Here is a 14613-nt window from a genome sequence, read left to right on the forward strand (position 1 = left end):
AACCTGCATTCACCGTCTAGCACTCCTATCTAAGACTAGCTATTCAACTACTCAGCCTTAGTTTTTTTAAAATACAGTCCGTATTCCTACAAAAAACTATCTCTTATAGAACTTGACTTGTGAGTACAGGCTTAAAAAACCAGCCTTAAACGACTGGTTTAGTATAAAGCATATCTAAATGTGGAATATCGTCCTCTAAATAGACTTCTGAAACTGGATCGAAACCTAACGAACTATAGAACTTTTCTAAATGGGCTTGGGCACCGATTTTAATCTGACTTTCTTTCCATTCGTGTGTAATATAGCGAATTGCCTGCTCCATCATTGGTCGACCTAAGCCTTTGCCACGATGACTTGGCTTGATAACCACACGGCCGATGGAAACTTCGTCATAACTTAGACCAGCTGGCAAGATTCTCAAGTAAGCCACTAACTCTCCATTATCCATTCCTAAGAGGTGAAGACAGTTTGGGTCCTTTCCATCAACTTCAGGATAGGGACAGGCCTGTTCAACAACAAATACATCAACTCTCAGTGTCAAGATAGTGTAAAGCTCCTGTAAACTTAGTTGGTCAAATGATTTTATTTCCCACTGCATAAGCACCTCCTAGGGCAAGATGTTGCCTGCACTTCTGTAAATCTCGTACCATTCTGGTCTAGTCAAGGTAATCTGACTAGCTTGTGCAATCTTGGTCAAACGTTCTGGATTCATGGACCCAACAATGGTTTGAATCTTAGCTGGATGTCGTAAAATCCAGGCTACCACAATGGTTTCATGTGAAACATTGTATCGCTCTGCTATTTCCCCAATTGTCTGGTTTAAAAGAGCATAATCTGGATGGTTGGCAAAAATACCTCGTTGCAAATCAATCAAGAAAGGTGACCAGGCTTGGATAGTGATTTTTTTAAGCTGGCAATAATCAATCAGCCCACCATCACGCATAGTCGCAGCATCATCTTTCATATTGACATGGAGTCCAGCATCAATCAAAGGCGTGTGAGCAGGAGATAGCTGCAATTGATTAACTACAAGCGGTTGATCGAGATAGGATTGAAGTAACTCCATTTGGTAAATGTTTTGGTTGCTGACGCCAAAATGATGAACCTTCCCTGCTTTTTTCAAGAGATAAAAGGCTTCTGCTACTTCCTCTGCTTCCATCAAAGCATCCGGACGGTGTAAGGCGAGAATATCTAAATATTCTGTATCCAAGCGCTTCAAAATCCCGTCCACAGATTCCAAGATGTAATCTTTAGAAAAATCAAAATAGCCATTACGAATGCCACATTTGGACTGGAGAAGCAGGTCCTCACGTCTCAAACCTGCCAATTTTGCTCCTTGAGCAAAGCGAATTTCTGACTCACCACCACCATAAATATCTGCATGGTCGAAAAAGTTAATTCCCTGTCCAACAACTGTATCTAACACTTTAGCAGTTTCCTGCTCTGTCAGATTAGCCATTCGCATACAGCCTAAAGCAATTCGAGAAACCTGTAAACCTGTCTGTCCTAATTCTTGCATGTGTCTTCTCCTTGTAAGCGTTTTTCTTCTCTTTCATTATAACAGAAAAGGGAGCGGGACAGAACTCGAAAATAAAAAGAGTTCGTCGTCTCGCCCCCACACAGCTCCAACAGTCAGAGTAGTGACTGTTGGAGGTTGGAAATGAAGCGCACTCTGTTCGCATCAGTCGTAGAGGTCAGATTTGAAGTGTGCAACACGAATTGCTGAGATGTGCTGTGCAAATCTTATCTCCAACCTCTAACAATCTCCCAGATTGTTAGAGCCAATCAACCACTGTGCTGAGATGTTGACACTAGCTTTGAGAAGTGGCAGTCAACCTCCTAGTTGAAACCATAAATTCTTTTAGCAATTTTATAGACAGCATTGGAAATTTTTCGGCCTGGATACCCATATAAGTTAGTTAATTGCCCGAGTAACCCTTTGCGAACGATTTTAAATAGAGCTGGATTGTTATCACGAATATAGTGCCATAATTCCTGCTTTTTCATCATATGTTCAGCTGTTCCAGCACGATTGAGAAGGGCACAGGAGATAATGGTGGTAATTTCCACATGATTGAGCAAATAACTCCGTAAATCAGGATTGTCAATCGCCTCCAAGTCTAAATTGTCTACCAAGATTCGATTGACTTTCAACTGCTGGTCAATTCGTTTAATCATGACGGATTCATTGACAGACTGGTCATTTCGCCCAATAAAGTAACGATAAAAATCTACTGGCAGATAGTACATGGTTTTCACAGCCTGTAAAGGAGTAAATACGAAAATATTATCCACATAGAAAGTATGCTCTGGTAGAACGAGACCAACCTCACGCAATAAATCTGTCCTGTAAATCAAGGAATGCATCATCATGTATTGACCCTTGGAAAAGGCACCTACATCTTCCCAACCAAAAATCCGATTTTCTAGTAAAACCTCCTGATAAGACATGGATTTTTTGCGAGATTGTCCCTCTTTTTCATAAACAAAGTTGGAGATAAAGGCATCAACTGGCGTATTTTCATCTTCCAAAGCCTGCAAACTCTCTAGGATCTTCAAATAAGCCCTGGTATCGACCCAGTCATCTGAATCTACAACTTTAAAGTACTTACCCTTAGCCTCACGAATCCCTGTATTGACAGCTCCGCCATGGCCCTTATTGTCCTGATAAATGGCACGTACGTTTGAAAATTGATTCTCTAGCCCCTCTGCGATTTCCTGAGTCCGATCGGTCGAACCATCGTTAATAATCAGAATTTCAACCTTATCTCCACCCATCACAAGGGAATGAACGCAGTAATGAAGGTAGGCCTCCGAATTATAACTCGGAATGGCAATGCTTAGTAGGGTCATCTTTCTCTCCATTTGACACAATTTGTTACTATTTTATCACATTTTCAGGAAAGTTGCTGAGCATTTTTATTTGTAAAAACAGACCTACTCAGACAGTTACTAAGGCATAACTTATTCACAACCTGTGGAAAAGTTGTGGATTTCTTCAACAATCTGTGGAAAACTATTGGACAAAATCTATTTCTGTTTTAATCTCTAGTTTTTCCACATCTCGACCTTGACTCCGTTTTATAATCACATCAAGATAATCAGCCAAGAAACTTCTCGGTGATGCTGCTTGCAAGGTCTGATAGGCTTGGCTAGGAAATACCGTCTCATCAAGCCAAGTCTGGTCCAATTTTTCTCCTGAAAAATAAGCACGGTTGGCCGGCATGATAAATTGTGAAATTGCATCTGCTGTCTCGCCATCATACCACCGTTCATCGTTCAACACATTGTGGACCATGATGTCACTGGTATTGTCAAAGACGATTTGTAAGTAGCTTAGATGATTCTGCAAATTTGGATCACTAGGTTGGTGCTTTTCTGTCCACGAAGCCATATCAAGTTGAGTTTTTTGATAGTGAATGCTTGCATCATCAAGGCTCAATTGGCCGATAATTGCTGGATAAATAGAAAACGCTCCATCGACCACTTCAGTATAGCTAACTTGTCCCAAGTCTTCTTCAACAATATTCTGAGAATGAGTGTGCCCTGAAAAACCAAATTGAATGCCATATTGATTGAACAAGGTCTTCAAATCGGCAGCATTATCCAAAGTATAGCCTTTTGAGAGCATAGCATGCTGTTGCAAGACATTGTGATGGACAACAGGTATCAAGCTCACTCCAGCTTCCTTGGCTGCCTGAAGTTGTACGTCTATCCAATCCAAGGTCTCTTTTTTGATACGTCCATTGGTTGGCGGAGCTCCTTTGCCGTAGCCGTCAGAGTAGATATTACTGTCTAGCATCAGAAACCAAGCATTGGAAAATGGCTTGGCCAGATAGCTCAATGAGGCTTGATCACGACTGCTGGCTTGTTGATAACCATGATCGTCAAATATATCTGAAAATTGCTGGGCGGTGACCTGATCCGTCACTATCTGCTGGTCTCCCTTAAAGGCCCTAGCCCAGCCACTGGCAATATCATGGTTGCCAGGAATGACCAAAACCGCCGTTCCTTTTTCTTCAATCTGAGTAAAATACTGCGCCAACTCAACCATGCTCTGCTTTTCACCATTGAGAGTCAAATCCCCACTGACTAGTAATAAGGACGGTTGCTCACGCTCAACCTGCTCAACCAAGGCCTCCATCCGCTCTTTTCCATAATGTAAATCCTTGCCAGCAGCTGTTTTTTCGATATAGGAAAAAGCCTCTCCATCATCAAATAAATCCTGTGATAAATAATGCAAATCTGTGATAATCCAAATTTTATCTTGGTCTCTTAATGCAGCCTCGACATAGGATTGCTGACGCTGGCCAGCAATAGCAGACCAAATCAAAACAATGGCTGCAATAGCTCCTAGCAATAATACTATTTTCTTCTTCATACCTTAAAAGTATATCATCTTAGATGAATGGCTACAAGAAAAGGGGGTGACAGTTAATCTGTCTCCTCCCTTTATTCATTGATTATTTTTTTGCAAATCCAGCTGCTTGTTCACCAGCCTGACGACCAAATACAATGATGTCTGCTACAGCATTACCACCAATACGGTTTTGACCATGAACACCACCAGTTACTTCACCAGCAGCATAAAGACCAGAAATTGCTGAACCATCTGTTTTCAATACTTCAGTATTGGTATTGATTTTCACACCACCCATTGTATGGTGAACACCAGGTGCAACTTTAATCGCGTGGTAAGAACCAGTATTCAAAGCATGGTCCATACCTGATGTACGACCAAATGCCGCATCATTCTTATCTGCTACAGCCTTGTTCCAAGTATCAAGTGTCGTTTGAAGTGTATCCGCAGGTAGGTCAATTTCCTTAGCCAAATCTGCAAGTGTAGCACCCGTTTTTACAAGACCTTTTTCTTCGTATTGAGCAATAGCTTTCACACGATCTTTCAAGGCATCATCAAAGATAACATAAGCATAGTTTGGCTCCAAGCTATTGATAGCAGCAGAAACTTTATCACGAGTTTCCAATTCGTTAACAAAACGCTCACCTTTTGAATTGACAAGGATAGCACCCTCACCACGAACAGCTTCCGTAATCAAGTAAGAAGTTTCTTGCTCAACAGTTGGGTGAATTTGGATTTGTTCCATATCAACAGTCGCAGCACCTTCTGATTCAGCAAGTGCAATACCATCACCTGTTGAACCTTCTTGGTTAGTAGTGACATAACCTTCAAGTGCTGGATTGAATTTAGCAACCATGTCTAAGTCCGCACCGAAACCACCTGTAGCCAATACAACTGCTTTTGCAGAAACTTTCTTCGTTTCACCAGCAATCTTTACTTCAACACCTGTTACAACTCCATCTTTGTCTTGCAATTTTGTCACATCTGCATTTACAAAAATTGGTACTTCACGTTCAACAAGATTGTGGTAAAGACCATTTACTAAGTAGCCACCAACAGCTGAACCATCTGCTGGACGGTGGGTACGTTTCTCACTCATACCACCAGTTGTAGTTAGATTGCTAAGAGTGATCCCCATTCCATCCAACCAGTCAATTGCACTAGCAGAGTGATCTACAAGATAACGAAGCAATTCAGGATCATTTGTTCCCTTACCACCTTTAAGGGTTTCTTCGTAGAATTTATCGTTTGAATCAGCAATGCCTTCCGCTTCTTGGAATTTGGTTTGTGAAGCATTCATACCAGCTGAAGATTTAGCCGTATTACCACCGATAACAGGCATTTTTTCCAATAAAACAACACTCGCACCAGCATCTTTAGCTGAGATAGCTGCCGACATACCTGCACCACCAGAACCAACAACGATAACATCATAGCTATCTTTTAACTCAGATGGGTCTGTATATTCTTTCACAGATGCCCCTGATACAGCTTCTTCTGAAGAAGACGAAGTTGAAGATGAGGATGTCGCTGTATTCTCAGACTTACCCCCACACGCTACTAAAAACACCACAGCAAGTAGACTCATTAATAAGCCTAACCAAGCTTTCTTTTTCATGATAAACCTCCAATTTTTATCCGATATTAGTATTATACAAGATTGTGAAATATTTTTCAATCTGTTTTGCAATATTTTTCACAAACATGAATAAAAAAATGTATGATATTCGATTCATACATTTTTAAAACTATTTACTGCCCTTGAAGAGCTAAAAAATTCTCTATTTCGGATATTGTTGCCTGGCTCCCTTTACGAAGTATTCCAGATAATTCACCATATTTATAATAGGTTAGGCTAGGAACTGTAGCAAGACCTTGACTCTGTCGAAATTGTTGAATTTTTCCATTCGGATCCGACTCGCTATCTAAATAGTAGATAGTCGCATGTGATTGCTCTACTGCCTCTGTTAATTTAGGAACGAAGTCACGACAATAAGGACATGTCTCACGACCTATGTATAATATAAATTCTTCCTCGTCTTGGATTTTTTGCTCCACTTCATCTATCGAAATAGCCTGATAACTCTTTACAGCCTTCACGTAGTCTGATTCATTTGGTACAGCCGCTGATTGAGATAAAAAGAATGCCCCACCTACGACCAAAATAGTCAATACCACTAGCAAAAAATACTTACGCCACATAATCCCTCCTCAAATACAGACAAAAAGCCCTTGTAAATAGGGCTTTTAAAATATCGATACAAATCTTAGAGCATTTTGTTGTAGAATTCTACGACAAGAGCTTCGTTGATTTCTGGGTTGATTTCGTCGCGTTCTGGCAAGCGAGTCAATGAACCTTCAAGCTTTTCAGCATCGAATGATACGAAAGCTGGACGGCCAAGAGTTGCTTCAACAGCTTCAAGGATAGCTGGAACTTTGATTGACTTCTCACGAACTGAGATCACTTGACCAACTTCAACGCGGTATGAAGGAATATCAACGCGTTTGCCGTCAACAAGGATGTGACCGTGGTTTACGAATTGACGTGCTTGACGACGAGTAGTTGCCAAACCAAGACGGTAAACGACGTTATCCAAACGACGCTCCAAAAGAAGCATGAAGTTGAAACCAAGAGTACCTTGTTTGATTTTAGTAGCTTGTACGAACAAGTTACGGAATTGTTTCTCACCCAAACCGTAAGAGAAACGCAATTTTTGTTTCTCAGCCAATTGCAAACCGTATTCTGACAATTTAGAACGGTTGTTTGGTCCGTGTTGACCTGGTACGTAGTTACGACGTGCCAATTCTTTACCTGTACCTGTCAATGACAAGCCAAGACGACGAGCTTGTTTCCAAGATGGTCCTGTATAACGTGACATTTGTTATGTCCTCCTAAAATAAAAAATATTATTGTAGGAAATAACGTTTTAAGCAAACCTGATTCGTGCAGGAGGCCTTCATCGAAACAGCAACGATTACTCTTCTTGCTGACCTTCTGTTGACGAGCTTCATTTTGCTCTGCTGTTATTTCGCACAAAGATTAGTATAGCACAAAAAAAAGGCCCTGTAAAGCCTTTTTCATCGATTAATCCAAGTAATGAATTAAGATTTTCTCCGTCAATACATCCGAGTAAGTATAAGATTCCACAAAGGTATTGTTTGGATCTTCAAATTCAACGATAAACAAAGACTGATAAACTTCTGTAATCCGACCTTGCTTATTCTTCTCACGTTTCCGACCATTTTCAAGAGTCAACTCGACAATTTGTCCCTCGTGGTCTTTAATATCTTGTTTGATTTGCTTCATCTTAGCAACATCTGTAAATGCATCACTCATTCTCTATCCATCCTCTCTCTTGGAAATACTTGCAAATTTATTGTATTCTTTTTGGAACATGAGTTCCACGGTACCACGCGCACCGGAACGGTTTTTCTCGATGATAACTTCAACCGTATTGTTTGGAATGCCTCCATCTTCCTGCTCACCACGCTCATAGTAATCATCACGATACAAGAAGGCAACGATATCCGCATCCTGCTCGATAGACCCAGACTCACGAATATCGGACAAGACGGGACGCTTGTCCTGACGTTGTTCCACACCACGCGACAACTGACTAAGCGCGATAACTGGCACTTTCAATTCCTTAGCCAAAATCTTCAACTGACGGGAAATCTCCGAAACCTCTTGCTGCCGGTTTTCACGACCTGTTCCTGTAATCAACTGGAGATAGTCAATCAAGATCAAGCCCAGATTTCCAGTCTCCTGAGCCAACTTCCGTGACCGCGAACGGATTTCTGTAATCTTGATACCAGGTGTGTCATCAATGTAGATGCTTGCCCGAGCTAAATTAGCCTGAGCCACCATGTACTTATTCCATTCTTCCTGCGTCAAATGACCTGTACGAATAGAACGCGAGTTAATCACTCCCTCTGAAGCGAGCATACGGTCAACCAAGCTTTCTGCACCCATCTCCAAGGAGAAGATAGCAACGGTCAAACCCAGTTTTGTACCAATATTTTGCGCAATATTGAGGGCAAAAGCTGTCTTACCAACCGCAGGACGAGCCGCAAGAATAATCAACTCTTCCTCATGCAGCCCCGTTGTCATGGCATCTAGGGCAGGATAACCTGTCGCAATACCAGTAATGTCCGAGGTCTGCTTGGCACGTGTCTCAAGGTTATCAAAGTTGATATTTAAGACATCATCAATCCGCTTGAAACCACTTCGACTGGCTCCCTCACTGACATCAATCAAAGCTTTTTCAGCATTGGCAATAATGTCATCTGAACCTTCCGCACCCTCATAAGCCTGATTAACCGCATCTGTTAAACGGGCTATCAGTTTACGAAGATTGGATTTTTCGGCGACAATCTTGGCATAGAATTCCGCATTGGCTGCCGTCGGTACAGAACTGATAATTTCAGCCAAGTAAGCCAGACCACCGATATTCTCCAAATCACCATGGTTGACCAAATAGTTCCGCATGGTGGTCGCATCAATGGCTTCATTCTTATCAGAAAGGGCAATCATGGCCTTGAAAATCAGCTTATGGGCATGCTTGAAAAAATCCTCTGCCTCGATATATTCACGAACAAAGACCAACTTACCTTCATCCAGGAAAATAGCTCCCAAGACCGACTGTTCAGCCAAAATATCCTGCGGTTGCACCCGCAATTCATCTAAGTCTGCCAAGATTTCACCTCCTCACTGACAATGATAACTCTTCTAAGCTTCTTTAATGCTCAAATTGATAACACCTGTCACATCTTGATAAATTTTGACTGGTACATCAATCAAACCAAGGGCACGAATTGGGTGGTCTAATTGGATATGACGTTTGTCAATCTTGATACCAAATTGTTTTTCCAATTCTTCAGCAATTTTCTTGCTAGTAATCGAACCAAATGTACGACCATCTGGACCAACTTTTTCGACAAATTTCACCAAAGTAGCCTCTTCTGCCAACTTAGCCTTGATAGCCTCTGCTTCGGCAACCATTTCTGCGTGTGCCTTGGCTTTAGACTTTTCTTGACCACGAAGGGCACTGATTGCTTGGTTTGTAGCTTCCTTAGCCAAATTTTTCTTAATCAAGAAGTTTTGAGCATAACCTGTGGGAACTTCTTTGATTTCACCTTTTTTTCCTTGACCTTTTACATCTGCTAAAAAGATAACTTTCATTTACTACACCTTACTTTCTTTAATTTCCTCATAAATTTTACTGATGAGGTTTTCCTTAACTTGTTCAAGGGTTTGGTCATAGACCTGAGCTGCAGCCAAATTAAAGTGACCACCGCCCCCCATTTCTTCCATAATCCGCTGAACATTGACCTTGCTATGACTTCTTGCGGAAATGGCTACATACCCTTTGGTATTTTTCGTAACCACAAAGACCGCCTCAATGCCCGCCATATCCAATATGGTATTGGCTGCCTTACTTGGAATGATTGTGTCATACTCTAACTCCTCATCACCGCAGGCAATCACGATGTGGGGCTCCAGCTTCTCACCACGCAAAATCAACTCATTGATTTGACGATAGGCATCAAAATCTGTCGCTGAAATCTGCTGAATTTCAAGACTGTCACTGCCGCGTGTCCGCAAATAGCTAGCCACATCAAAGGTTCGACTGGTTACCCGAGAAGTGAAGTTCTTGGTATCCAGCATAATCCCAGCCATCAACAGACTAGATTGCAGACGATTGAGCTTATGACGTTTATCGTTTTGGAACTGAACCAACTCCGTCACCAATTCACTGGCTGAACTCGCGCCACTTTCAATATAAGTCAATACAGCATTGCTTGGAAAATCCGTATCCCTACGATGATGATCCACAATCACAACCTGACTGAATTGCTCATAGAAATCCTTATCCAAGGTCAAACCAATCTTCGAATGGTCAACCATAATGAGTAGGGACTGGAAAGTAACTAATTTCTTAGCTTCTTCAATGGTAATCAGATTAGAACAATTTTCATCACGCAACTTTTTAATCGCCCGTGCGATATCTGGTGCCATTTCATCAGGATTATAGACCGTATAGGCATTGTTCATGATATTTTGGGCAAAGTATTGCATGCCGACTGCTGATCCCAGAGCATCCATATCCAAATTCCGATGTCCGACAACAAACACAGCATCAACCGATTTGAGTTTATCAGAAACGGCTGTCATCATAGCGCGCGTTCGAGTGCGAGTACGCTTGACTGATGAAGCTGAACCGCCGCCAAAGAAAAGCGGTTGCTTGCTCTCATCATTTTCCTTGACCACAACCTGATCTCCTCCACGAACCTCTGCCATGTTGAGATTTTGAAGGGCCACCTGACCAATCTGATAATGATTACCATCACCGAAGGCCAGACCCATACTAAGCGTTAAACCCAACTCCAATTTTTTAGCTTCTTCACGGAATTTATCAATAACAGAGAACTTATTTTCAATCAGCATCTCCAAGACAGCATAGTCTGTGAAAAAGTAGAAACGATCCATGGTACCACGACGGTAATAGATACCGTAATCGTGGCAGAAATCAGAAACAAACTGAGCCAAAAATGAATTGACCTGACTAATCTGGGAATCCGTCACCGTATCCTCGAGTTCATCATAATTATCAACAGAAATAATTCCGATAACCGGTCGACTACCGATTAAGCTATTTGTCGCTGAATACTCTGATGAAGCATCAAAGAAGTAAAACAAACCGTGGTCGAAATCAACGTTAACCAGGTATCTTTTCCCAGAAAAATTAGCATAGACACGATCCTCATCAAGTCCCACATCAATAATTTCACGCAGTTTTTTCTGGTCAAACTCCCCATTTTCCTGAGCAAAAATCAGCTCAGCAAAGGGATTAAACCACTCCACCTGATTACTATCGGGACGGACCTTAATCACTCCGACCGGCATTTTATCCAAAAGCATCATCAAACCAGAATTGGCCTGATTATTGAGATATTCTATTTGTTCTAATTCACTAAATTCATAGGATTGTTTTTGATAGATAAATAAGGCAACCAACGCACTTAAGCTCACTAACAGAGCCAAAATAGTAAAGGCACTTGTTGGAGAAAATTGATGGATCAATGCCACCAATCCAAACAAGATAATGCCTATCATGACAAAATGAATTGTCGAAAATCGAAATTTTTTCATCACTAACCTCTGCCTGCCATTGTACCATAAATAGCTAGAAATTGCTAGTTTTCGCTAGTATAGTCGAATGAAGAGCTTTCAGACAAGGAACTGAGGCGCAGGTTGCTAGAACAGCCCAGAGGCTGATATAGGTTGGAAATAGGACTTGCGAAGCAAGTCACTTTCGTAGGGTACGGCAAACCGAAAGTGACGATGTATCAAAGTCGATTCAAATGATTTTAAATACAGGAAAAGAACAGCCTTACTGACTGTCCTTTGATTTGTTTTTAGAAATAGAACGACTGCGTCCTTCCAAGTAGACCATGAGAATGGAGATGTCCGCTGGATTGACACCGGAAATCCGACTAGCCTGGCCAATGGTTTCTGGTGAAATCAGCTTGAATTTCTGACGAGCCTCCGTCGCTATGGAATCAATGTCATCCCAGTCGATGTCGGCTGGAATACGCTTTTCTTCCATGCGTTTCATCTTCTCCACCTGATCCAAGGCCTTGGCAATATAACCTTCATACTTGACCTCTGTTTCAATCAATTCAATGGTCTTGGCATCCAATTCCTCTGCCGCAGGGCCGATAAAGGCTACCGCATCTTCGTAGGTCACATCTGGACGACGCATGAATTCCTTAGCAGTCAAAGCGTCTGTCAAGGGCTTGAAGCCCATAGCAACGACTTTTTCATTGGTTTCCTTGATTGGCTTGAGTTTGATAGACTCCAAGCGCTTCATTTCGTTGTCAAACTGGTTTTTATGGATTTGGAAAACCTGCCAGCGCTCATCATCCACCAAGCCAACCTGACGACCAATCTCCGTCAGTCGCATATCCGCATTGTCATGACGCAAAATCAAACGGTACTCTGCCCGGCTGGTCAAGAGACGATAAGGTTCCACCGTTCCCTTGGTCACCAGGTCATCAATCATAACGCCGATATAACCGTCGCTTCGTTTCAAAATCAACTCAGGCTTGCCCTGTACCTTGAGGGCGGCGTTGATCCCAGCGACAATTCCCTGACCCGCTGCTTCTTCATAGCCTGATGTTCCGTTGGTCTGACCTGCTGTGAAGAGTCCAGAAATCTTCTTAGTTTCCAGCGTCGCCCGCAACTGATGAGGCATAACCATATCGTACTCGATAGCATAGCCCGTCCGCATCATCTGAGCATTTTCCAAGCCTTTAATGGAGTGGATCAAGTCCTGCTGCACATCTTCTGGCAGACTGGTTGACAGCCCTTGGACATAGATTTCATCGGTATTACGACCTTCTGGCTCTAAGAAAAGCTGGTGGCGTTCCTTGTCGGCAAAGCGCACAATCTTATCCTCAATAGACGGACAATAACGGGGCCCAATCCCCTTGACAATGCCTGAAAACATAGGTGCTCGGTGAAGATTGCTGTTGATAATCTCGTGGCTGGTCGCGTTGGTGTAGGTCAACCAGCAAGGAATCTGATCCTGCAAATAATCCTCATCCTTGGACAAGAATGAAAAGTGATTTGGCTTTTCATCGCCTGGTTGAATCTCGGTTTCGTCATAGTTAATGGTACGGGCATTGACACGCGGTGGTGTCCCTGTCTTGAAACGACCAATTTCAAGTCCCAATTCTTTCAGATTATCCGCCAGCGTGATAGAAGCTAGGCTATTATTAGGGCCTGACGAATACTTGAGATCTCCTATGATAATCTCACCACGTAGGGCAGTACCCGTCGTCACTACGACCGCCTTAGCTGAGAATTTCTGGTTGGTAGCCGTGCGGACACCGATAACCTTACCATCCTCCACTAAAATCTCATCAATCATAGTTTGACGTAGGGTCAGATTTTCCTGACGCTCCACCGTCCGCTTCATCTCCGCTGCGTACTCTGCCTTGTCCGCCTGAGCCCGCAAGGCACGAACAGCTGGCCCCTTACCCATATTAAGCATTTTCATCTGGATATAGGTCTTGTCAATGTTGCGGCCCATTTCACCACCCAGGGCATCGATTTCCCTTACCACAATCCCCTTGGCAGAGCCACCAATGGAGGGATTACAAGGCATAAAGGCCACCATATCCAAGTTAATAGTTGCAATCAAGGTTTTACAGCCCATCCGACTGGCTGCCAATCCCGCCTCTACTCCTGCGTGCCCTGCACCGATCACGATGACATCATAATTTTCTGCAAATGTGTGTGTCATGTTGTTTTCTCCTTCATGTTCATAATGTGTTTGATTTGCCCGTTCCAGTTTGGCAATTCCTCTGCCAGAAAAGCTGGTACGACATCTAGGTTTACAAGGTTGTCAACTTCTATCCATTCACAAGCTTGCTTCAACTTCCCTTCAATCATCTCCTCAGGCATTTCTCCAATAGGCTCCACGATAAAATGAAACTCGATATTGTGAAAATCTCTGTCTTCGTGTGTAAACTGATTTTCAACGACAAAAGCTAGTTGGTTGACACGGCTGTCAATCTCTAATTCTTCTTTGACTTCTCGAACAGCCGCATCTGCTGCTACCTCATTGACCTCAACCGCACCACCAATGGTATAATAACGCCCCTTATAATCTTTGGTCAGAAAAATCTTCCCATCTTTTATAATCAATGCAGTGGCACGAAAACCGAAAATCTGGTTGTCAACTCTGGTTCTGAAATCCATTCTTCCTTCTCTTTTCTAAAATTTCATCCAGATATGGAACTAAGTTTTTCTTGTTTTCATCGCTAGGGGCTAACCATAGAAAATCTGTATGCTCTTCTGGGTCAAGAAGAATGTTTTTCGGTTGTTCAGTAAGTTTCACTTCATAGACTAGCCTCGTAAATACCGTCTGTTTATCTTCATCAAACTGACTATCTTCATGGATAATGGTCAGATTTTCCTTTTCTATCGAAATGCCAGTTTCCTCAAAGCATTCTCGAACAGCAGCATCACGAGGCAATTCATTCTCCTCGACACGACCCCCTGGAATATCCCAATATCGAGGAAAAACATTGGGTTTGCCACGCTTAATTTGCGAACGCTGAATAACCAGGTGACTGTCTGCAACAGTCAGTAAAACATGGGCAATCAGTTTGACAGGCATGGTTCCTCCTAATCTCACAAAAAATAGCCAAAACTCTCGAAAATTGCAGGACAAAAAAGCCTA

General features: G+C 42.4%; 14 protein-coding genes. All 14 read right to left on the bottom strand.

Features of this window, described 5'->3' with window-relative positions; translation table 11 throughout:
* Nucleotides 1–145: 145 nt before the first annotated feature.
* The 14 genes from C1E99_RS07495 to C1E99_RS07570 all read right to left on the bottom strand — a co-directional run bounded on the left by C1E99_RS07495 (nucleotide 146) and on the right by C1E99_RS07570 (nucleotide 14550).
* Nucleotides 146–598 carry a GNAT family N-acetyltransferase gene (locus C1E99_RS07495; RefSeq protein WP_105207140.1) on the bottom strand — a complete coding sequence of 151 codons (453 nt, stop codon included), beginning with the start codon at nucleotides 596–598 and terminating at the stop codon, nucleotides 146–148.
* A gap of 9 nt (nucleotides 599–607) precedes the next feature.
* Nucleotides 608–1519, bottom strand: coding sequence for an aldo/keto reductase (locus C1E99_RS07500; RefSeq protein WP_105207141.1), 912 nt, complete (start codon nucleotides 1517–1519; stop codon nucleotides 608–610).
* Nucleotides 1520–1839: 320 nt separating this feature from the next.
* Complete coding sequence (locus C1E99_RS07510) at nucleotides 1840–2853, bottom strand: glycosyltransferase family 2 protein (protein ID WP_161951171.1); 1014 nt, start codon at nucleotides 2851–2853, stop codon at nucleotides 1840–1842.
* Between the two features lie 163 nt (nucleotides 2854–3016).
* On the bottom strand, nucleotides 3017–4381 hold the full coding sequence (locus C1E99_RS07515; protein ID WP_105207143.1) for a metallophosphoesterase: 1365 nt from the start codon (nucleotides 4379–4381) through the stop codon (nucleotides 3017–3019).
* An 82-nt stretch (nucleotides 4382–4463) separates the two neighbouring features.
* Nucleotides 4464–5978 carry a flavocytochrome c gene (locus tag C1E99_RS07520; protein WP_105207144.1) on the bottom strand — a complete coding sequence of 505 codons (1515 nt, stop codon included), beginning with the start codon at nucleotides 5976–5978 and terminating at the stop codon, nucleotides 4464–4466.
* Nucleotides 5979–6112: 134 nt separating this feature from the next.
* Nucleotides 6113–6562: a DUF6568 family protein gene (locus C1E99_RS07525; protein WP_105207145.1), complete on the bottom strand. Its 450-nt coding sequence runs from the start codon at nucleotides 6560–6562 to the stop codon at nucleotides 6113–6115.
* A gap of 65 nt (nucleotides 6563–6627) precedes the next feature.
* Nucleotides 6628–7239: a 30S ribosomal protein S4 gene (gene rpsD, locus C1E99_RS07530; protein ID WP_002938227.1), complete on the bottom strand. Its 612-nt coding sequence runs from the start codon at nucleotides 7237–7239 to the stop codon at nucleotides 6628–6630.
* Between the two features lie 206 nt (nucleotides 7240–7445).
* The gene (locus C1E99_RS07540) at nucleotides 7446–7697 is read right to left on the bottom strand and encodes a Veg family protein (protein WP_105114079.1); all 252 of its coding nucleotides are present in this window, start codon (nucleotides 7695–7697) and stop codon (nucleotides 7446–7448) included.
* 3 nt (nucleotides 7698–7700) lie between these two features.
* Nucleotides 7701–9056 (bottom strand): replicative DNA helicase, encoded by a 1356-nt coding sequence (gene dnaB, locus C1E99_RS07545; RefSeq protein ID WP_105207146.1) that lies wholly within the window; start codon nucleotides 9054–9056, stop codon nucleotides 7701–7703.
* 33 nt (nucleotides 9057–9089) lie between these two features.
* Nucleotides 9090–9542: a 50S ribosomal protein L9 gene (gene rplI, locus C1E99_RS07550; protein WP_032511287.1), complete on the bottom strand. Its 453-nt coding sequence runs from the start codon at nucleotides 9540–9542 to the stop codon at nucleotides 9090–9092.
* A 3-nt stretch (nucleotides 9543–9545) separates the two neighbouring features.
* Nucleotides 9546–11513, bottom strand: coding sequence for a DHH family phosphoesterase (locus C1E99_RS07555; RefSeq protein ID WP_105207147.1), 1968 nt, complete (start codon nucleotides 11511–11513; stop codon nucleotides 9546–9548).
* A 241-nt stretch (nucleotides 11514–11754) separates the two neighbouring features.
* A complete protein-coding gene (gene mnmG / locus C1E99_RS07560; RefSeq protein ID WP_105207148.1) occupies nucleotides 11755–13671 on the bottom strand; it encodes a tRNA uridine-5-carboxymethylaminomethyl(34) synthesis enzyme MnmG in 1917 nt (638 codons plus the stop codon).
* Entirely contained in the window at nucleotides 13668–14129 is a 462-nt protein-coding gene (locus C1E99_RS07565) for an NUDIX hydrolase (protein ID WP_105207149.1), read from the bottom strand. The genes mnmG and C1E99_RS07565 overlap by 4 nt, the downstream gene beginning before the upstream one ends.
* Entirely contained in the window at nucleotides 14107–14550 is a 444-nt protein-coding gene (locus C1E99_RS07570; RefSeq protein ID WP_105207150.1) for an NUDIX hydrolase, read from the bottom strand. The genes C1E99_RS07565 and C1E99_RS07570 overlap by 23 nt, the downstream gene beginning before the upstream one ends.
* Between the last annotated feature and the right edge of the window lie 63 nt (nucleotides 14551–14613).

This window comes from Streptococcus suis (assembly GCF_002964045.1).
GTDB lineage: Bacteria > Bacillota > Bacilli > Lactobacillales > Streptococcaceae > Streptococcus > Streptococcus suis_U.